Source organism: Ruminococcus sp. RTP21484sp1_RTP21277st1_D2_RTP21277_210401 (assembly GCF_040924225.1).
In the GTDB taxonomy this organism is placed as follows: Bacteria; Bacillota; Clostridia; order Lachnospirales; family Lachnospiraceae; genus Blautia_A; species Blautia_A faecis.
Window position 1 is genome coordinate 1 of sequence record NZ_JBCOMJ010000047.1, and the last position, 19,836, is coordinate 19,836.

At 44.2% G+C, this 19,836-nt stretch carries 15 protein-coding genes and 3 pseudogenes; 12 read left to right on the plus strand and 6 right to left on the minus strand.

What is annotated here, in order from left to right; all coding sequences use genetic code 11:
• The first annotated feature begins 618 nt into the window (after nt 1-618).
• The gene (locus AB5706_RS21685) at nt 619-1,116 is read left to right on the plus strand and encodes a TRAP transporter small permease (protein ID WP_118583920.1); all 498 of its coding nucleotides are present in this window, start codon (nt 619-621) and stop codon (nt 1,114-1,116) included.
• Nucleotides 1,117-4,434 (plus strand): TRAP transporter large permease subunit, encoded by a 3,318-nt coding sequence (locus AB5706_RS21690; protein WP_173770258.1) that lies wholly within the window; start codon nt 1,117-1,119, stop codon nt 4,432-4,434. It begins immediately after the preceding gene.
• A gap of 119 nt (nt 4,435-4,553) precedes the next feature.
• On the opposite strand, the gene AB5706_RS21695 is transcribed toward AB5706_RS21690, so the two are convergent.
• Nucleotides 4,554-5,147: a LysE family transporter gene (locus tag AB5706_RS21695; RefSeq protein ID WP_173717099.1), complete on the minus strand. Its 594-nt coding sequence runs from the start codon at nt 5,145-5,147 to the stop codon at nt 4,554-4,556.
• A 307-nt stretch (nt 5,148-5,454) separates the two neighbouring features.
• On the opposite strand from AB5706_RS21695, the gene pap reads away from it, so the two are divergent.
• Nucleotides 5,455-6,930 (plus strand): polyphosphate:AMP phosphotransferase, encoded by a 1,476-nt coding sequence (gene pap, locus AB5706_RS21700; protein ID WP_173736625.1) that lies wholly within the window; start codon nt 5,455-5,457, stop codon nt 6,928-6,930.
• Between the two features lie 29 nt (nt 6,931-6,959).
• Here pap and AB5706_RS21705 read toward each other — a convergent pair.
• Nucleotides 6,960-7,010: pseudogene (locus AB5706_RS21705) on the minus strand (DUF6783 domain-containing protein); the annotation flags it as partial.
• Here AB5706_RS21705 and AB5706_RS21710 point away from each other — a divergent pair.
• Nucleotides 6,987-7,094: pseudogene (locus AB5706_RS21710) on the plus strand (DUF6783 domain-containing protein); the annotation flags it as partial. The pseudogenes AB5706_RS21705 and AB5706_RS21710 sit on opposite strands and share 24 nt — an antisense overlap.
• A 100-nt stretch (nt 7,095-7,194) precedes the next feature.
• Here AB5706_RS21710 and sigG read toward each other — a convergent pair.
• Nucleotides 7,195-7,974 (minus strand): RNA polymerase sporulation sigma factor SigG, encoded by a 780-nt coding sequence (sigG, locus tag AB5706_RS21715; RefSeq protein WP_148461856.1) that lies wholly within the window; start codon nt 7,972-7,974, stop codon nt 7,195-7,197.
• 144 nt (nt 7,975-8,118) lie between these two features.
• Nucleotides 8,119-8,376: a PRC-barrel domain-containing protein gene (locus AB5706_RS21720; RefSeq protein ID WP_118583926.1), complete on the minus strand. Its 258-nt coding sequence runs from the start codon at nt 8,374-8,376 to the stop codon at nt 8,119-8,121.
• 201 nt (nt 8,377-8,577) lie between these two features.
• Here AB5706_RS21720 and nrdR point away from each other — a divergent pair, with 201 nt between their 5' ends.
• Nucleotides 8,578-9,027: a transcriptional regulator NrdR gene (gene nrdR / locus AB5706_RS21725; protein ID WP_118583928.1), complete on the plus strand. Its 450-nt coding sequence runs from the start codon at nt 8,578-8,580 to the stop codon at nt 9,025-9,027.
• Between the two features lie 325 nt (nt 9,028-9,352).
• Nucleotides 9,353-11,902: a leucine-rich repeat domain-containing protein gene (locus AB5706_RS21730; RefSeq protein WP_195591139.1), complete on the plus strand. Its 2,550-nt coding sequence runs from the start codon at nt 9,353-9,355 to the stop codon at nt 11,900-11,902.
• A 180-nt stretch (nt 11,903-12,082) separates the two neighbouring features.
• Here the strand turns inward: AB5706_RS21730 and AB5706_RS21735 are convergent.
• Together AB5706_RS21735 and gdhA are read right to left on the minus strand one after the other, a co-directional pair.
• Nucleotides 12,083-12,343 (minus strand): annotated as a pseudogene (locus tag AB5706_RS21735) (transposase); the annotation flags it as partial.
• Nucleotides 12,344-12,553: 210 nt separating this feature from the next.
• Nucleotides 12,554-13,888, minus strand: coding sequence for an NADP-specific glutamate dehydrogenase (gene gdhA, locus AB5706_RS21740; RefSeq protein WP_118583930.1), 1,335 nt, complete (start codon nt 13,886-13,888; stop codon nt 12,554-12,556).
• A 222-nt stretch (nt 13,889-14,110) separates the two neighbouring features.
• Here gdhA and AB5706_RS21745 point away from each other — a divergent pair, with 222 nt between their 5' ends.
• From AB5706_RS21745 to efp, 6 genes are all read left to right on the plus strand, one after another.
• Nucleotides 14,111-15,328 carry an aminotransferase class I/II-fold pyridoxal phosphate-dependent enzyme gene (locus AB5706_RS21745; protein ID WP_148461853.1) on the plus strand — a complete coding sequence of 406 codons (1,218 nt, stop codon included), beginning with the start codon at nt 14,111-14,113 and terminating at the stop codon, nt 15,326-15,328.
• Nucleotides 15,329-15,468: 140 nt separating this feature from the next.
• A complete protein-coding gene (locus tag AB5706_RS21750; RefSeq protein WP_148461852.1) occupies nt 15,469-16,833 on the plus strand; it encodes a citrate/2-methylcitrate synthase in 1,365 nt (454 codons plus the stop codon).
• 2 nt (nt 16,834-16,835) lie between these two features.
• Nucleotides 16,836-17,696 carry a patatin-like phospholipase family protein gene (locus tag AB5706_RS21755; protein ID WP_148461851.1) on the plus strand — a complete coding sequence of 287 codons (861 nt, stop codon included), beginning with the start codon at nt 16,836-16,838 and terminating at the stop codon, nt 17,694-17,696.
• Between the two features lie 155 nt (nt 17,697-17,851).
• Nucleotides 17,852-18,355: a YqeG family HAD IIIA-type phosphatase gene (locus AB5706_RS21760; protein WP_148461850.1), complete on the plus strand. Its 504-nt coding sequence runs from the start codon at nt 17,852-17,854 to the stop codon at nt 18,353-18,355.
• Nucleotides 18,352-18,855, plus strand: coding sequence for a shikimate kinase (locus tag AB5706_RS21765; RefSeq protein ID WP_148461849.1), 504 nt, complete (start codon nt 18,352-18,354; stop codon nt 18,853-18,855). The genes AB5706_RS21760 and AB5706_RS21765 overlap by 4 nt, the downstream gene beginning before the upstream one ends.
• A 136-nt stretch (nt 18,856-18,991) precedes the next feature.
• Nucleotides 18,992-19,549, plus strand: coding sequence for an elongation factor P (gene efp, locus AB5706_RS21770; protein WP_118583940.1), 558 nt, complete (start codon nt 18,992-18,994; stop codon nt 19,547-19,549).
• Nucleotides 19,550-19,836: the final 287 nt, after the last annotated feature.

Genomic DNA, 19,836 nt, shown 5'->3' on the forward strand with positions numbered 1-19,836 from the left:
GTTCGCTGGAGCGTTGCGCCGGCGAGTGAGCAATCACCATTGTCCGAATGCGTCCGCCTTGAACAACTTTCAACACATTAAATAGCAACTTGCATAATTACACTTGACTTCCTAATATTTTGGTAGTAAAATTACTTCAGTTCGTTAAACAACTAAATTAAAAAAGGATTAAATTCCTTGAAGGGAAGAAGTAGAAACAGAAGCACCTTGTCTACAGAGAGCTGTGTCGGTGGAAAGCAGCGTCAGGTCTGTTTTGAAGATCATCCCCGAGAAGGGAAGCCGAACGCTTCATAAGTATCCGTTTTTTCAAACAGGAACCAGATACGAAGTGAAGAACTGCATCAAGTAGGTTTCCACGGTTGTTCCCCGTTATCGGAATCGCGTATGTCGGTACGTTGTCTTTTCGTACTTGTTTCAAAGGGGAAACAGGGTGGTTGCGGTCTAATATGGTCCGTCCCTAGTTCAGGGGCGGATTTTTTTTGTGTAACAGGAAATTTCGTTGGAACTTCCTGTTACACAAAAGCCCTGCCGGGCAGGATCGTACTGCGGCTGCATAACAGATAGTTCCATTTTACGAAAGACGAAAACCTGACAAGTAAATTAAGAGGAGGAGAGATCATGAAAGTCTTCAAAAAAATCATGAATGCAGTAGCAGCAGTAGAAAATTGTATTCTGGTAGTGTCTACCCTGCTGATACTGGTTCTGACCGTGGGAAATGTTTTTTCCCGAAAAGTGATCCATCGTTCCTGGTCCTTTACCGAGGAACTTGTGGTCGCAGTCTTTGTATTGATTACCTTAATGGCTGCAGCACTTGCATGCCGCGAAGGAGAACTGGTTAACCTGTCACTGGTTACAGACCGTCTCCCTGAGAAACTGAAAAAACCATCTGTTATCCTTACCACTGTTCTGTGCATTATTTTTACCGCAATCTTATTCTGGTTCGGTATGGAAAAAGTAATCACACAGCTGGAAAACGGAAAACGTACCTTCGTTCTGAACTGGCCGGAGTGGATATTCTGGTCCTTCGTGCCAATCGGATCCGGATGTATGATCTTACATTTTATTGAATACTGTCTTGACTATTGTACAGGCAATCTGAAAAAGGAGGATAAATAAATGATAAGTGCAGTTCTTTTTATTTCATTTTTTGTTTTCCTGATCATGGGAGTTCCCATTGCAATCTGTCTGGGACTGTCCTCCGTCTGTGCAATCCTGTACTCCGGAACCTCCCTTACCATCGTTGCAACCAATATGTATGCCGGAATCAGTAAATTTCTCCTTCTGGCTATCCCGTTTTTCGTACTTTCCGGAAATATCATGGCAAAAGCCGGAATTTCCAAAAGACTTGTCAGATTCGTAGATACCTGCGTGGGACATAAAAGAGGCGGCATCGCCATTGTATGCGTTATTGTAGCCTGCTTCTTCGGCGCAATTTCCGGATCCGGACCTGCAACTGTAGCAGCACTTGGAGCAGTTCTGATTCCGGCAATGGTAGAGCGGGGAGGCTTCAGCGCACCGTTTTCCACAGCCCTGATGGCAACATCAAGCTCCATCGCCATTGTCATCCCGCCAAGTATTGCATTTGTTGTATATGCTTCTATCACAGGCGTATCTATTGCAGATATGTTCATGGCAGGAATCGTACCTGGAATTCTGATGGGCGTTGCCCTTGTGATCGTGGTTATGGTGGAAGCCAGAAAAAAAGGCATTCAGCCAGCCCAGAAGAAAGCGACTGCAAAAGAGCGCTGGGATGCATTTAAGGATGCTTTCTGGGGATTCTTAATGCCGGTTATTATTCTGGGTGGTATTTATGGCGGTATTTTTACTCCTACTGAGGCAGCGGCTGTATCTGTTGTATACGGTCTGTTTGTAGGTATGGTGATTTATCGTGAGGTTAAATTAAAAGACCTGTTTGACATTTGCGTGGATTCTGCGAAAACAACTGGTGGAATCATGCTGATCGTAGCAAGTGCTTCCCTGTTTTCCTATGTATGTACCAAATTCGGTATCGCAGACGCAGCTTCAGCGCTTCTTGGAAGCATTGCACATAACCAGTTTACCTTCCTTCTGATCGTAAACATTATTTTCCTGATTGCAGGCTGCTTCATCGATGCAAACTCTGCTATGTACATTTTTATTCCGGTTATGCTTCCGGTATGCAAAGCACTTGGCTATGATGTGGTTGCATTTGGTGTGATGGCAACTGTAAACCTTGCAATTGGACAGGTAACTCCGCCGGTTGGTGTCAACCTGTTTGTGGCAATCGGAATCAAGATCAAAAAAGGCATGGAAGTTACCCTTCAGGAAATTTCAAAAGCAGTTATGCCCATGCTGGCAGCCTGTGTGGCCGTGCTTCTTGTGGTTACCTATATTCCGGTAACTTCAACGGCTCTTCCGAGAGCACTTGCTAAAAATGGTGCATATTCCGGAGATTCTTCCTCTGGTGACAGTGGCTCATCCGCAGCTTCTGCAGCCGGAGACGGGGATTATTCCTTCAATGAGATCGCAGATTACAGTGATCTTGGCTGGGAGGAAACCACCTGGAATTTTGCATGCTCTACAACTGAGACTTCTACCTGGGCGGACGGCGGCCGCAAGTTTGGCGAGCTGATGGAAAAGGCCACAGGAGGAAAAGTAAAAGTAAACATATATGCAGCAGACCAGCTGACAAACGGAAACCAGTCCGAGGGAATCCAGGCACTGATGAACGGAGACCCGGTACAGATTTCCATGCATTCCAACCTGATCTATTCTGCATTTGACCCAAGATTTAACGTAGTTTCCCTGCCGTTTATTTATGACTCTGTAGAAGATGCAGATGCTAAGTTTGACGGTGAGGCTGGTGAGAAATTAAAAGAAATTCTTGGTGAGTACGGACTCCATTGCATGGGTATTGCAGAGAACGGTTTCCGTGAACTGACCAACAGTGTCCGCGAAGTAAAATCTGTGGATGATATGAAAAACCTGAAAATCCGTGTTGCCGGTTCCAACCTTCTTATGGAATGCTATAAGAGATGGGGCGCAGATGCAACCAACCTGAACTGGTCTGAGACTTACACAGCCCTTCAGCAGAACACAGTTGAGGGTCAGGAGAACCCGCTTCCTGCAATTGACGCAGCCAGTGTACAGGAGGTTCAGCCATACTGCTCCATGTGGGATGCCATCTATGACTGCCTGTTCTTCTGTATCAACCAGGAGATTTATGATGGTCTTACACCGGAACAGCAGGCTGTTGTAGACGAGGCAGGACAGAAAGCCGTAGAGTACGAACGTTACATCAACCGCTCCGGTGATGAAGAGATCATGAACCGCTGGAAAGACAAAAACGGCGTTACCTTCACTGCAAAAGAGGATATGGACATTGAGTCCTTTAAGGAAGCTGTTGACGGTGTAGATGAGTGGTTCATTGAGGAATTGAAATCCCAGGGATACGAGGATGCAGAAGAGCTGGTAGAGGCATTTACCGGAATTGGCGATTACAGTGACCTTGGCTGGGAGGAGACTACCTGGAATTTTGCATGCTCCACAACTGAGACTTCTACCTGGGCTGATGGCGGCCGCAAGTTCGGCGAGCTGATGGAAAAAGCTACAGGAGGAAAAGTAAAAGTAAACATATATGCAGCAGACCAGCTGACAAACGGAAACCAGTCCGAGGGAATCCAGGCACTGATGAACGGAGACCCGGTACAGATTTCCATGCATTCCAACCTGATTTATTCTGCATTTGATCCGAGATTTAACGTAGTCTCCCTGCCGTTTATTTATGATTCTGTGGAAGACGCAGATGCCAAGTTTGACGGTGAGGCAGGAGAGAAGATGAAAGAAATCCTCAGTGAGTATGGACTGCATTGCATGGGTATTGCGGAGAACGGCTTCCGTGAACTGACCAACAGTGTGCGTGAAGTAAAATCGGTGGACGATATGAAGAACCTGAAAGTCCGTGTTGCAGGCTCCAATCTTCTTATGGAATGCTATAAGAGATGGGGGGCAGATGCAACCAACCTGAACTGGTCCGAGACTTACACAGCCCTTCAGCAGAACACCGTAGAGGGAGAGGAGAATCCGCTTCCTGCAATCGACGCAGCCAGTGTACAGGAGGTTCAGCCATACTGCTCCATGTGGGATGCCATCTATGACTGTCTGTTCTTCTGTATCAATCAGGATATCTATGATGGCCTTACACCAGAGCAGCAGGCTGTTGTAGACAAGGCTGGAAGAATGGCTGTTGAGTATGAGCGTTACATCAACCGCTCCGGTGCCAATGAGATCATGAACCGCTGGGAAGAGAAAAATGGCGTTACCTTTACCGCAAAAGAGGATATGGATATTGATTCCTTTAAAGAGGCGGTAGAAGGCGTAGACCAGTGGTTTGTAGAAGAACTGAAAAACCAGGGATATGACGATGGTCAGGAACTGGTGGATGCATTTAAGTAAGACAGCATAAGCATGTATCAATTTGATACATGTGTCTCATAAATTGAACAGTGCCCTATAGAAAACACCTCCCGGAATGTGAGTAACCAACATATTCCGGGAGGTGTTTTTGGCCTGTCTTACAGTAATCCAGTGATCCTGAGAGAGCACCACACCAGCAGCAGGGCCATGATTCCATTCATCAGCTTATAATGACTGCTGTAAAATCTTTTCAGTACATTTCCCGCAAATGCCCAGATTAGATTTCCCAGGGCTCCAAGAAACATCAGATATACAGCGAAGCAAAACAGTATAGGAACCCTTGCCTCATAGGGCAGAATATAAGCGGAAAACATGGTCAGCCCATAGATGATGATCTTTACATTTATCAGCTGCAGGAAAAATCCCATCAGCCAGGTTGGCTTTTTGTCCTGGACATTGTCAGAGGGCGGAATCCTGCGCCAGGTCTGCCAGGCAAGATAGAGTACATAAGCTGCGCCTAGATATTTCATAACCGGCTGGATCCCTGGAATGATTTTCCCAAGAGTACTGCAGAACAGTCCGGAAAGACACATCAAAGTGAGAGATCCGCTCCAGATTCCGGTCATAAAGCGGATATTACCGGAAATGCCGTATTTGCTGGCTGTGGACAGCAAAAGAATATTATTGGGACCAGGCGACCAGACGGTAAGGATGGCAGACAGGGTCATTTCTATGAAGACAGATAAAGGCATGGGACTTCCTCCTTGGGTAAGTTTAAACATCTGAGCTACGAAAAGAAAGGCGCAACATACAAAACGCTATGTGTTCGTAAAACCTACACAAAATATGATTTTTAATAATAACACAAAAATATCGGATTGTATATAAGAGGATAACGATCGCAATCGAAATTCGGTTAAATGTTTGTTAAATTCGTGCAAAATGGGAATGATTATGTTATAATGCAGAAAATAATATGAATATAAAAAAATAGAATTTGCTTTTAACAGAAAAAATGCTTTAAGTTTGAAAATAATAATACGTGAGGAGGACGTGTTTATGCTGAAAACCTGGATCCCGGAGGAGATTCCGGAAAAAGAGGAGTTGAAGAAACGGATTAAAGAAGCTGGCGAGAAGCTGTATCAGCAGCAGATGAAGCTGAAAGAACACAAGCTGCCGGTGCTGGTACTTTTTGAAGGCTGGGGGGCATCTGGCAAAGGTACCACAATCGGCAGAGTGATCAAATACATTGATCCCCGCTTCTTTAAAGTAGCAACCATGTCAAAGCCTACAGAGGATGAACTGCGCAGACCATTTCTGTACCGGTATTTCAATCAGATTCCGGAAGCCGGCAAATTTACCTTTCTGGATTCTGGCTGGATGGAGCAGACCTGCAAAGACTGTCTGAATGGTCTGGAAGAAGAGGATTATGCAAAGCGGATCGACAGCATCAAACATTTCGAGCGACAGCTCACAGACAACGGTTATCTGGTTCTGAAATTTTTCATGCAGATTGACAAAAAAGAGCAGACCAGACGTATTGAGAAGCTTAACAAAGAGCAGGATACAAAATGGCGTGTGGATGCCTTTGACAAGTGGCAGAACGAACATTACAAACATTGCCAGAAGGTTTTCGACCGCTATCTGACAGATACGAATACTTCTATTGCACCATGGTATATTATTGATGCAAAAGACCGCAACTTCGTAGAACTTCAGGTTCTTGAAATAATGGTAAATAACATTGAGGTAGCCTTGCAGAACAGCACACACAGCGCACCGCTTCTCCCAAACATTTTTCCGCTTGAGAAAATGCCGAAGCTTTCGGAAATCGAACTGACAGACAAGGTGATCGAGGATGAAGAATACAAGAAAGAGCTGAAGCATCTCCAGAAGAAGCTGGGCGAACTGCATAACCGTCTGTACCGCAAGCGTGTGCCGGTGATCATTACTTATGAAGGCTGGGACGCAGCCGGAAAAGGAGGCAATATTAAGCGGATCACAGAAGCCCTTGATCCCCGTGGCTTTGAGGTCCATCCAATCGCCAGCCCGGAACCTCACGAAAAGGCGCGTCATTACCTCTGGCGCTTCTGGACCAGATTGCCCAAAGACGGTCACATTGCCATCTTCGACCGCACCTGGTACGGCCGCGTAATGGTAGAGCGTCTGGAAGGCTTCTGCAGCGAGAACGACTGGAAACGTGCTTACAACGAGATTAATGAATTCGAGAAGGAGCTGTCCGACTGGGGTGCCGTGATCATCAAATTCTGGGTCCAGATCGACAAAGACACCCAGCTGGCCCGCTTCACCGACCGCCAGAACAACCCTGAAAAACAGTGGAAGATCACCGACGAAGACTGGCGCAACCGCGAAAAATGGGATGCTTATGAAGGGGCCGTAGATGAAATGCTTGCCAAGACAAGCACTGCCTATGCACCGTGGCATATCCTGGAATCTGTAGATAAGAAGTATGCGAGAATTAAAGCTCTTAAAATTGTAATAAAAGAATTGGAAAAGGCATTAGAGCGTACTTGAAAAATCATTCCCGCAATCTGCACGCCCCACTTTGCGGTATATTTTGCCCGAATTCGGTTGCCGTAGCCCGCTATGGCGCCCTCATCCGGACAAAATCTCCCACAAATTGTGACGCACATCTTGCAGAAGGCCTTTTTCAAACGTATTCTGGAATAGAAGCATAATAAGCAAAATCGCTGGCCAACAACCAGCGATTTTGCAATATATTCATGCAGCAGACCATGTAAGGAGCGGATTTCATGATGCCGGGATTTATGATTTCCGTCACGCTCTCAGATAATTCCGCATGGTTTTAAGCGCATTCTTTTCCAACCGGCTGACCTGTGCCTGAGAAATCCCGATTTCCTGAGCTACCTCCATCTGGGTTTTGCCCTCGTAAAAACGCAGATCAATAATATGCCGTTCCCGCTTATTCAGCCGGTTTATAGCTTCCCGGAGGGACAGATTTTCCACCCAGGTCTCCTCCTTGTTTTTCTTATCGCTGATTTGGTCCATCACATAAAGCGTATCCCCGCCTTCCGTATAAACCGGTTCAAAAAGTGACACCGGATTCTGTATCGCATCCATAGCATATACGATCATCTCTTTATTTATCCCTATTTCGCTGGCAATTTCCGCAATGGTAGGCTCCCTCAGATTTGTTTTCATATAGGTTTCTTTTGCATAAATTGCTCGATAAGCAATATCCCGCAGAGACCGGCTCACCCGGATACTGTTATTGTCACGAAGATACCTTCGTATCTCTCCAATGATCATAGGCACTGCATAAGTGGAAAATTTTACATTCAATGTAGTGTCAAAATTATCAATTGCTTTTATAAGCCCAATGCAGCCAATCTGAAAAAGATCGTCCATATTTTCGCTGCTGTTGGAAAAACGCTTGATCACGCTGAGAACCAGCCGCAGATTTCCTTTAATGTAAAGTTCCCTGGCTTCTTCATCACCCTCCTTGATCCTGCGAAAAAGCTCTTCTTTTTCTTCTGCCTTCAGTACCGGAAGCTTCGATGTATTGACTCCGCAAATTTCAACTTTGTTAAGTGCCATTATTTGAATCCTCCTTTTGTGCATCGCGAAGCGTGCTGCTGAGAACGAAGTGAACAGTAACAATGATTCTCACGTGGGAGGATAAATATTCTTTTTTCGGGAAAATATAAAAATTATTGCCCCTTGACAATTGGGAAAATAGAATTAAGCCTTTTTACAGCAATACTTTTCATCAATTTCTACCAGGATAATGTCATCTCCGATCTGCCGGATACAATTCCATGGAATTATATATTCACTTCCGGCTCCCCAGAAACAAAAGCAGAAACTGCCAGGTCCGGGAACCACAAGGGCGGTAATACATCCGGTTTCACAGTTAAATTCCACATCCACCGGACAGCCAAGTGTACGGCAGGTACAGATATTGATCACTTCTTTTTGCTTTAATTCGCAAATACGCATGAAAAGCACCTGTTTTTTATGATATTATGCAAAAAGTCTGAAAATATGTATGGAGTTTATTGACATACTTTCTATGATTAAAGTATAATAAGAAATAGGTAATTCAGTCCGTTTTATGTTACTGAGCAAACAGAAAAGAGGAAAGTCTGCTGCCCGGATTGTATGGCAGAAGGGGAGACATGAGGAAGGGGAAATAAATACATGAGATGTCCATACTGTAATCAGGATAATACAAGAGTAGTAGATTCAAGACCAGTGGAAGAGACCAATTCCATAAGACGCAGAAGACTGTGCGATTCCTGTGGAAGAAGATTTACCACTTATGAGAATGTGGAGACAATCCCGTTAACCGTAATCAAGAAGAATCTGAACCGTGAGCAGTACGACCGCAATAAACTGATCAACGGTGTCCGCCGCGCCTGCTACAAACGTCCCATTGCCAGCGATAAGCTGGAAGCCATGATCGATGCCATAGAAGGCGACATCTTTAATGCCGAAGATAAAGAAATCTCCAGCACGAAAATCGGAGAAATCGTGATGAGCCATTTAAAAGATCTGGATTCGGTGGCGTATGTGCGATTCGCTTCTGTGTATCGGGAGTTTAAAGATGTCAGTACCTTTATGGATGAATTGAAGAAATTTTTAAATTAGAAAAATCCTCGCCAGAGAGCGGGGAAACCGGCTTCTGCTCCGGAATCGAAAATTATTCCAGGCATCTTTCCGGTCTTGAACCAGGACAGCCGCCCTATACACTTCTGGACTACTTTGGTGATGATTTCCTTCTTATTATTGATGAGTCTCACAAAACAGTTCCACAGGTAGGTGCCATGTCAGAAATCTCCATAAAAAATGTAGAATTGCTGTTTTTTTACAGCTTTTCACTTTTTCTGCTGTAAACATTATCATTATGATTGCAACTCTACCCAAAACTTATTATAATAAGAATCATGAAAAGCAACACAGCAAGGAGAAACTTATGAAAAAGATCAAAAAACTGACATCCCTATTATTTTGCTGTCTGTTTTTATATCTGCTGGCATTTCCAGGACAGGTACAGGCAGCCTCTCTCACCCCTACTGCGCAAGATAACCTTAGTGTTAAATTAAGGCGTTCTTCTGACCTTATTTCTATTTCCAACGGCTATATGCGAGTATTCCGCAAAACAAACAGCGTCGGTATTGAATACTATGACAACAGCCTGCAGATTACAGACAAAAGAGAAATTCCCATGGAGCTTCCTTTATGGGGTGGTTTTTATGCAGGATCTGATGGATATTACCTGGTAGAGGGACAAAATAACACCGCCGAAGATAATTCCGCCGAGGTTATCCGTGTCATCCGATATGATACAAACTGGAATCGCAGCGGTGCGGCTTCCATTACAAGCAATCCGGATTTATTTGGAGGAGAGGTTCGCTATCCATTCGATTACGGATGTGTGGAAATGACAGAAACCAACGGAACTCTCTATATTGTAACCGGTCATGAAGGCTATGTAGATGAATCTGTTGGACAGGGACATCAGGGATTCCTTATGATTGCCGTTGACCAGGCTTCCATGACCGGAAAGATCGTAAGCTGTGATCTGTGGCACTCCTTTGCCCAGTATATCAAATCGCAGTCCTCTTATCTGTATGTTCTGGAGCAAAGCGAGGGTTCCCGCTGTACCAAACTTTCCAGATACGACAGTACCACCCTTGATAAAAAAACTATCGAGCTTCTTCCTTATGGTGGTTCCCGTACTTCCGTATGGGCACTGAACTGCTACGCAAGCGTAGATGGTATGGCTGTTTCTGCTGACAGTGTATTGTGTATCGGAACGACCATCGACCAGTCCCAGTATGACAATGTGACAAGTGACACTCCTCATAATATTTACCTTACAATTACTCCTGTTTCCGATTTTTCAAAAGAAGCAACCTCTGTAAAATACCTTACCAACTACACTGGCAATGGAAAGAGTTTTATGGGGGTAAAGATCACTCCAATCACAGAAAACCGTTTCATGATTTCCTGGGAAGAATATGAAAATACAGACGATTCTTCGTCAGAAAATTACGCATCTGCTGATGATTCTCTTTCTTCCAGTACTCTTCATTACCTCTTTGTTGATGGTAAGGGAAATGTACTTAGCAGGGAATACACCACTGCTGCGCCCGTATCCGACTGCCAGCCTGTCGTTAAAGATTCCAAGGTTGTTTACTACGCCTCCAATGCCAATACTGTTAATTTTTACTCTATTGATGCAAATGACGGCACAGCCTCCAAAAAGATTTACCGTACTGCAGGTGAAAATGCTACCTGGGATTTTGCAAATGGTGTTCTCACCATTTCCGGTCAGGGTGCACTTAATATCTCCACGGATGAAAACGATCGTTTCCCCGTTTCTTCCACTCAGGGAGGCTACAGTTTCTGGAGCGGCACGGCATGGAAGTCCATGAAAAATCAGGTAAAAAAAATAGTTATAAAATCCGGGATTACCAGTATTTCAGAAAATGCATTTAATTATCTGCCCAATCTGAAGGAAGTCGTAATTGAAAACGGTGTCCACACTATTGGAAAGGAAGCTTTTGCTTTCTGCTCTAATCTTGAAACAGTCACTCTGCCAGACAGCGTAATCAACATCGGGGATGACATTGTATGGGAAGGCTCCTACTGGTATTCCGGCGGTCATGTATACTACGCCACCATTTATGCCTCCTCTAACTCAGCTGCCATTACATATACACGTAAGAACAACATTGGTTATGCCTGCGACCTTTCTCAGGCATCTGTAACCGGAGTTAAAGCGACTTATGCTTATACTGGAAAAGCTCTAAAACCAGTTCCAACTATTACTCTTGGAAAGCAAAAACTTATAGAAGGACAGGATTATAAAGTTACCTACAGCAATAACAAAAAAGTCGGAACTGCCACTGTAACCATTACAGGCCAGAACAACTATTTTGGAACTATTACCTTAGATTTCCAGATTACCTCAAGTTCAAATAACAAAGATGATAAACCTCAGACTACAGTAGTGAAATCCTTCAGTGATTCTTACAATGTCTACACAGTTAATAAAAATGGTACCTCTGTTACTTTAAAGCGGTCAAAGTCCAAAGCCATCACGACTGCAGCAATTCCTTCCTCTGTGAAGGCAAACGGTCGGACCTATAAAGTCACAGCCATTGCTTCCGGAGCTTTCAAAAACTGCCGAAAGCTAAGACAAGTAACCATTGCCAGGAATATTTCTTCCATCGGCACCAGTGCTTTCCAGGGCTGCAGTGCTTTACGGACTGTAAAGATTGGCTACAAAGTTTCTTCCATTGGCAAAAAAGCATTCTACGACTGCAAGGCCCTTACTTCTGTCAGCATTCAGTCCAAGAAGCTTACCTCCGGTACCGTAGGAAAAAGTGCTTTCACCAAAGCCGGCAGAAACAACTACAAGAAGCTGAAAGTAAAAGTACCAGCAAGCAAGCTTTCCGCCTATAAAAAGCTCTTCAAGAGTAAGGGACTTTCTGCAAAAGCAAAAATCAGTAAATAAGCCATTTTTCTTTATGAAGCAGCTGCCATATAACAAATGAAGCCGGTGTTTAAAAACACCGGCTCAGACTGTAGACAAACTTGGTGTTGGGGATTATGGCCAGCACCATTTTTCTTTTAAAACTTCTTTTCTTTTTATTTTCTTCAAAATCAACAAAAATCTGGCTGTGTTCCAACCTCGTTTTTCCAGGATCTTTGAAAAGATCTGCTCAAAAAGGTCTGTATCTTTGAAACGGCGGGTATAATTCTTTCCAAATGTAGAGAAATGAGGTACTGGATCTAACATGTCTAGTCCGAGAAACCAGCGGTATGCAACGTTTACCTCGATCTCTTTCATGGTCTGACGCATGCTTTTTATCCCATAGAGATACTGAATGAATGGTATCTTTATCAGCATGACGGTATCCATACTGGGACGACCGTTATCCGGACAGTATTTTTCGTCATCATAAAAAACACCGCCCTTCTGATATTCATTATAGCAGAAAAGCGGTTCCAACAATAGCAAAACCCTGCAAAAGCAGGGCTTTGTCTACAGTCTGAAATCCTCGCCAGAGAGCGGGGATTTTTTTCTGTATAAACAAGTATTAAATGGAATAAAAAAGACAGGCCGCAGCGGACCTGTCTTTTTGAAACTTCAGATGACAGAGAATCAGCAGATGCCCTGAGCTTTCATAGCATCTACAACTTTCTCAAATCCGGCGATGTTAGCACCGGCAACATAGTTGTCTTTCATACCATAACGCTTAGCAGCGTCATCAGCTTTGTGGAAGATGTCTACCATGATTCCATGAAGCTTCGCATCAACTTCCTCTGCTGTCCAGGAAAGTCTCATGGAGTTCTGGCTCATCTCAAGAGCAGAAGTAGCAACACCACCAGCGTTAGCTGCTTTACCAGGCATGAACAGAACACCGTTCTCCTGGAGATAAGTGGTAGCATCAAGAGTAGTAGGCATGTTCGCACCCTCAACTACATATTTGCAGCCGTTTGCAACAAGTGTCTTAGCACCATCAAGAGCAAGCTCGTTCTGGGTAGCACATGGAAGGTATACATCACATTTGATGTTCCAGATTCCGGTACCTTCTGTGTAAGAAGCACCCTCAACACGGTCTGCGTACTCTTTGATACGTCCACGTTTTACTTCTTTGATATCTTTCACAATGTCAAGCTTGATTCCTTCCGGATCATAAATATATCCGTTGGAGTCACACATAGCAACAACCTTGCCGCCAAGCTGCTGAGCTTTCTCTACAGCATAGATTGCAACGTTTCCGGATCCTGTTACGATGAATGTCTTTCCATCAATAGAATCGTTATGTGCTTTCATGATCTCATCAAGCATATAAACAACACCATATCCGGTAGCCTGTGTACGGATCAGAGATCCGCCGTAGGTAAGTCCTTTACCTGTGAGAACACCCTCGTATAATCCGCGGATTCTCTTGTACTGTCCGAATAAATAACCGATCTCACGTCCGCCTACACCGATATCACCAGCCGGAACATCAGTGTCAGCACCGATATATTTGGAAAGCTCTGTCATGAAGCTCTGGCAGAATGCCATAACCTCTCTGTCAGATTTGCCTTTCGGGTCAAAGTTGGAACCACCTTTACCACCACCGATTGGAAGTCCGGTAAGGGAGTTCTTAAATGTCTGCTCAAATCCAAGGAATTTTAAGATACCCTGGTTTACTGACGGATGGAAACGAAGACCACCCTTATAAGGTCCGATAGCGCTGTTAAACTGTACACGATATCCCTTGTTTACCTGAACAACGCCCTTGTCATCTACCCATGGAACGCGGAAGGAAATGATTCTTTCCGGCTCTACAAGACGCTCCAGAAGGGACATGCTGCGGTATTCTTCTTCATTTTTGTCAATTACGACCTTCAGGGAATCCAGAACTTCCTTTACTGCCTGGTGAAATTCAGGCTCACCTGGATTCTGTGCTACGACTCTTTCGTATACTTCTTCTGTGTAAGACATTGTAATTCCTCCTCATCCAGATAGGTGTAAAATTTTTTAACGACGCTATTATACACTAAAGTGCTAAAAATGAAAAGAGTTTTTTTCATATTTCCAAAAATTTCATTAAGGCTTGCGAAAATGAGCCAAATATGAGATGATAGATAGCAAGAAATACATTATGCCGGAGCAGGAAAAAGACAGATATGCCGGACATAAGTAGTAAGATGAGGAGTGAAATAAATGAAAACATTCGAGAAGTCCAGTAAACTGGATAACGTACTTTATGATGTGCGAGGACCGGTAGTGGATGAAGCGGCCAGAATGGAAGAGGATGGAATGGAGATTCTGAAGCTGAATATCGGCAATCCATATCCATTTGGATTTTCTGCACCGCAGGAAGTAATTCTGGACATGCTGAGCAATATTCGTACCTCTCAGGGATATTCCGATTCCAAAGGAATCTTTTCCGCAAGAAAGGCCATTATGCAGTATGCCCAGCTTCGAGGAATTCCCGGGGTTACCATGAGTGATATTTATACAGGTAATGGTGTCAGTGAGCTGATCAATCTCTGTATGCAGGCACTTCTGGATAACGGGGATGAGATTCTGATCCCTGCACCGGATTATCCTTTGTGGACAGCTACTGCGACTCTGGCAGGTGGAAATGTAGTTCATTATATTTGTGATGAGCAGTCTGAATGGTATCCGGACATTGATGATATTAAGAGCAAGATCACAGACAAGACCAAAGCGATTGTTATCATTAATCCGAATAACCCTACAGGAGCAGTTTATCCCAAGGAGATCCTGGAGCAGATCGTGCAGATCGCAAGAGAGCACGAGCTGATCATTTTTTCAGATGAGATATACGACCGTCTGATCATGGATGGCTATAAGCATACTTCTATTGCATCCCTTGCACCAGACGTATTCTGCGTTACTTTTTCCGGACTTTCCAAGTCTCATATGATCGCTGGTTTCCGTATTGGATGGATGATCTTAAGTGGTGCCAAGAATAAGGCGAAGGGGTATATTGAAGGTATTAACATGCTTTCCTCCATGCGTCTTTGCTCCAATGTTCCGGCCCAGTCCATTGTACAGACTGCACTTGGTGGATACCAGAGTGTAAATGAGTACATTCAGCCAGGCGGAAGAGTTTATGAGCAGAGAGATTTTATCTACAAGGCACTCAATGACATTCCGGGAATCACAGCCGTAAAGCCCAAGGCTGCGTTCTATATTTTTCCGAAGATCGATACAGAAAAATTCAATATTCACAATGACGAGCAGTTTGCTCTTGATTTCTTACATGAGAAACAGGTGCTTCTGGTGCCGGGAAAGGGCTTTAACTGGAATTGTCCTGACCACTTCCGCGTAGTATATCTGCCGAATGTGCGTCAGCTGGAGAAGGCTATGGACAAGCTGAAGGATTTCTTGTCCACCTATAAACAGCGATAAGAAGATAATAAAACAATGGCAGTCACAGATTATCCATTTACAATGCCGGAGCAGAAGCATCCGCTTCTGACTCTGACAGCATTAATAATTGAGGGAGGAACGGATTATCGGACGGATTAAAAAGAAAGGAGTTTATTTGAATGACAGGATTTAAGATGAAAGTAACACCGGAAATAGAGAACCTGACGGAGGTTTGCAAGGAGCATTCCAGCCTGGATCTGTCTCTTTATCAGAAATACGATGTAAAGCGAGGGCTTCGCGATATCAATGGTAAGGGCGTCCTGGCGGGTCTGACGCAGATTTCCAATGTATGCGCCACGAAGGTGGTTGACGGCAAGGAAGTGCCCTGTGCGGGCAGTCTTTCCTACAGGGGATATGACATCAAGGAGTTGACCAGGGGATTTATTGAAGATGACAGATACGGCTTCGAAGAAACTACCTATCTTTTACTGTTCGGCAAGCTTCCGAATGAGGAGGAACTGGAGGATTTCACCAAGCTTCTGGCGAACCAGCGCTCCCTTCCTACGAATTTCGTAAGGGACGTTATCATGAAAGCACCGTCCAAGGACATTATGAATGCCCTGTCCAGAAGTGTGCTTACACTTTATTGCTATGACAAGGAGCCGGATGATATTTCCCTTCCGAATGTACTGAGACAGTGCCTGAATCTGATCAGTGTATTTCCTCTTTTATCTGTTTATGGATATCAGGCTTACAATCACTATGTATGCGGCAAGAGCCTTTATATTCACAATCCGAAGAAAGAGCTTTCCACAGCGGAGAATATCCTCCGTATGCTTCGCCCGGATAAGAAATATTCCCATCTGGAGGCGAAGATCCTGGATCTTGCCCTGATCCTTCATATGGAGCATGGCGGTGGTAATAACTCTACATTTACTACACACGTTGTTTCCTCATCCGGAACAGACACTTATTCTGCAATCGCAGCAGCTCTCGGTTCTCTGAAAGGTCCGAAGCACGGTGGTGCCAATATTAAGGTTGTAAGTATGTTCCAGGATTTGAAGAAGAATGTGAAGGATATTTCTGACGAAGAGGAAGTAAGAGAGTATCTGAAGAAACTGCTTCGCAAAGAAGCTTTTGATAAGAGAGGTCTTATTTATGGTATGGGACACGCGATCTATTCGGTATCGGATCCCCGTGCCCAGGTACTGAAAGGCTTTGTTGAGACTCTGGCCAGAGAAAAAGGCCGTATGAAAGAATACAATCTCTACGCGATGGTAGAGCAAATGGCTCCGGAGGTTATCGCCGAGGAGCGCCATATTTACAAGGGTGTCAGCGCAAACGTGGATTTTTACAGCGGTTTTGTTTACAGCATGCTGGATTTGCCTCTTGAGCTGTATACACCGATTTTTGCAGTGGCACGTATTGTGGGCTGGAGCGCCCACCGAATGGAAGAACTGATCAATACAGACAAGATCATCCGTCCGGCTTACAAGAACGTTCTGGCTCCGGCTGTATACGTACCGCTTAAGGAGCGTGAATAAGAATGACAGTGAAGCATCAGTCTTCCCTGGTCCTGGAGGGCGGGGGAAGCAGGGGAGTATTTACAGCAGGGGTTCTGGATTATCTTATGGAAAAAGAGGTGAAATTCCCATATGTGGTGGGTGTTTCCGCTGGTTCCTGCAATGCTCTTGATTATGTATCCTGGCAGCCTGGAAGGACCAGAGACTGCATGATCATAGAGGATAAGGCAAACAGCTATATTGCTACTAAGGAAGCTCTTAAGAAGCATGAGCTTTTTGACATGGATATGCTGTTTGACAAATATCCAAATGAATTGTTTCCGTTTGATTTTGATACTTTTTTTCAGTCAGATACGGAGTGTGAGCTGGTAGTGACCAACTGCCAGACTGGTGATGCGGAATATATGACTGAGAAGCATGACAGACGTCGCCTGATGGATATTGGAAGGGCTTCTTCCAGTATTCCCGTTGTAAGTCCCATGGTAGAGATTGACGGTGTTCCTTATCTGGATGGCGGCATTGCAGATTCGATTCCCCTGATCCATGCCATGGAGAAGGGATATCGAAAGAACGTGGTGATCCTTACCCGAAATATGGGTTACCGCAAGAAGAAACCGGGAAAGAGCACTCCGCTTTATGTGGCTGCATTTCGGCATTACCCGGAATTTTTGAACACTTTATATAATCGTTACCGCAGCTACAACCGGACTTTGGAGCTTCTGGAAAAATGGGAGAGGGAAGGACATATTTTTGTCATCCGCCCGGAAATTCCCACTGTGGGGCGTGCGGAGGCGAACAAAGAGAAGCTGATGGCGTTTTATCAGCATGGTTATGATGTGATGAAAGACCATTATGAGGAACTGCAGGCGTACCTAAGCAGGTGACGGGATCCTGACAGAACCTCTTGGAAAACAGGCGCGAGGTCATGTGAATACATGATTTCTGTGCATTGCAAAGCGCGTTGCCGGAGTCTGTTTGAAAAATCATTCCCGCAATCTGTATTACCATAGAAAATAAAAGAATTAAAGGATGTAACAGAATGTTTGAACGCTTTTTTCCAGATAAATATCTGGATTCAGCATATGTAGTCAACTATGAAAAACTATACCAGGAGGGATACAGGGGGATTTTGTTTGATATCGACAATACCCTGGTTCCTCATGGGGCACCGGCAGATCCGGAAGCTGTCCGGCTTTTTCAGAAGCTTCGTGACATTGGCTTTTCCTGCTGTCTGGTGTCAAACAACAGGAAAAAAAGGGTAGAACCCTTTGCCGCTTCAGTAGGCGCTCAGTTCATTGAAATGGCTGCCAAGCCGTCCAGAAAAGGCTATGAAAGGGCCATGGAGAGACTTGGAACGAACACAGGGAATACGGTCTTTATCGGAGACCAGCTTTTTACCGATATATGGGGGGCTAAGAATGCTGGCCTTCGTAATATTCTGGTAAAGCCGATCAATCCCAAGGAAGAGATCCAGATCGTGCTGAAGCGCTATCTGGAGAAAATTGTATTACATTTTTATACCAAGGAGGAGAAGAATTCATGAACCATATTGTGGTGATCGGATTTATGGGGTCTGGCAAGACAAGAGTGGGGAAACGTCTGTCCAGTGACCTGGGACTGACATTTGTGGATGTGGACAAGGTGATCGTTAAGAAGATGAACATGTCCGTAAAGGAGATTTTACAGAAATTTGGAGAGCCATATTACCGTGCTCTGGAAACTATGACTGTGAAAGCTCTGATTGAAGATAAAGAAAGAAAAGTGATTTCTCTTGGCGCAGGTCTTCCGGTTCAGGAGCAGAATGAGCAGTATATTAAGCAGCTGGGTACAGTTGTTTACCTGAAGGGGTCTGCTGAGACTCTCCGCAAGAGGCTTGAGGGAAATAGCAATCCTCTTCTGGAAGGCGAAAATCAGGATGAAAAGATCAAAAAGCTTCTGAAACAGCGTGATCCGATTTATCATAAATTTGCAGATATTGAAGTTGTGACAGGAGTGAAGCCTTTTGAGGAACTAATCAAGGAAATTGAAGGACAGCTTCCGTGAATACAAAAGTATTTTGCCATAATATATGGGAAAAACAGGAAAATTTGGCTGCATATGAAAAAAAGTAGTTGAAAAAATGGTACATATATAATAAAATATTTCTAGTCATAAGCACTATAAGGAGGAAAAATTAATTATGATTTCAGCAGGTGATTTCAGAAACGGTGTCACAGTAGAAATTGATGGCAACGTTTGTCAGATCGTAGAATTCCAGCACGTTAAACCGGGTAAGGGAGCTGCTTTCGTTAGAACCAAATACAAAAATATTATTACAGGATCCGTGTTAGAGAAATCTTTCCGTCCTACAGAGAAATTCCCTACAGCACGTATCGAGCGTGTTGATATGCAGTATCTCTACAGCGATGGCGGATTATATTACTTCATGAACGTAGAGACATTTGACCAGGTTGGTCTTACAGAAGAGCAGGTTGGCGATTCTCTTAAATTTGTAAAAGAGAATGAGATGGTTAAGATCTGTTCTCACAATGGCAATGTATTCGCTATTGAGCCTCCGTTATTCGTTGAGCTTGTAGTTACAGAGACAGAGCCAGGATTCGCTGGAAATACAGCTCAGGGTGCTACCAAACCGGCTATCGTTGAGACAGGAGCACAGGTAATGGTTCCGCTGTTCGTTAACCAGGGCGACAAGCTGAAAATCGACACCAGAACAGGCGAGTACCTGTCACGAGTATAAATAACTACAGAGCAGTTATTTATGAGCAAGTAGCGGATTGCGAATATTCCGTTCTAAATAGCATAAGCTGTTTATTTATGTGCCATCGGCGTATGCCGGTGGCATATTTTGTTTAATTGCAGACACATTTTATAAATTATGATATGAGTGTCAAAAGGTCTTTTGCCACTCATTTGATACCCCGGATTGCTCCGCAGCTACGCTGCTCCCGCAATCCTCCCAATATTTGAAATCCGCTGATTTACTGCGTAAATCGCTACTTTCTCATATTTGGCGTGTCCCAAGTT

Coding starts and splice junctions, on each gene's coding strand:
- AB5706_RS21685 (WP_118583920.1), top strand. CDS start 619: ATGAAAGTCTTCAAAAAAATCATGAATGCAGTAGCAGCAGTAGAAAAT.
- AB5706_RS21690 (WP_173770258.1), top strand. CDS start 1,117: ATGATAAGTGCAGTTCTTTTTATTTCATTTTTTGTTTTCCTGATCATG.
- AB5706_RS21695 (WP_173717099.1), bottom strand. CDS start 5,147: ATGCCTTTATCTGTCTTCATAGAAATGACCCTGTCTGCCATCCTTACC.
- pap (WP_173736625.1), top strand. CDS start 5,455: ATGCTGAAAACCTGGATCCCGGAGGAGATTCCGGAAAAAGAGGAGTTG.
- sigG (WP_148461856.1), bottom strand. CDS start 7,974: ATGGCACTTAACAAAGTTGAAATTTGCGGAGTCAATACATCGAAGCTT.
- AB5706_RS21720 (WP_118583926.1), bottom strand. CDS start 8,376: ATGCGTATTTGCGAATTAAAGCAAAAAGAAGTGATCAATATCTGTACC.
- nrdR (WP_118583928.1), top strand. CDS start 8,578: ATGAGATGTCCATACTGTAATCAGGATAATACAAGAGTAGTAGATTCA.
- AB5706_RS21730 (WP_195591139.1), top strand. CDS start 9,353: ATGAAAAAGATCAAAAAACTGACATCCCTATTATTTTGCTGTCTGTTT.
- gdhA (WP_118583930.1), bottom strand. CDS start 13,888: ATGTCTTACACAGAAGAAGTATACGAAAGAGTCGTAGCACAGAATCCA.
- AB5706_RS21745 (WP_148461853.1), top strand. CDS start 14,111: ATGAAAACATTCGAGAAGTCCAGTAAACTGGATAACGTACTTTATGAT.
- AB5706_RS21750 (WP_148461852.1), top strand. CDS start 15,469: ATGACAGGATTTAAGATGAAAGTAACACCGGAAATAGAGAACCTGACG.
- AB5706_RS21755 (WP_148461851.1), top strand. CDS start 16,836: ATGACAGTGAAGCATCAGTCTTCCCTGGTCCTGGAGGGCGGGGGAAGC.
- AB5706_RS21760 (WP_148461850.1), top strand. CDS start 17,852: ATGTTTGAACGCTTTTTTCCAGATAAATATCTGGATTCAGCATATGTA.
- AB5706_RS21765 (WP_148461849.1), top strand. CDS start 18,352: ATGAACCATATTGTGGTGATCGGATTTATGGGGTCTGGCAAGACAAGA.
- efp (WP_118583940.1), top strand. CDS start 18,992: ATGATTTCAGCAGGTGATTTCAGAAACGGTGTCACAGTAGAAATTGAT.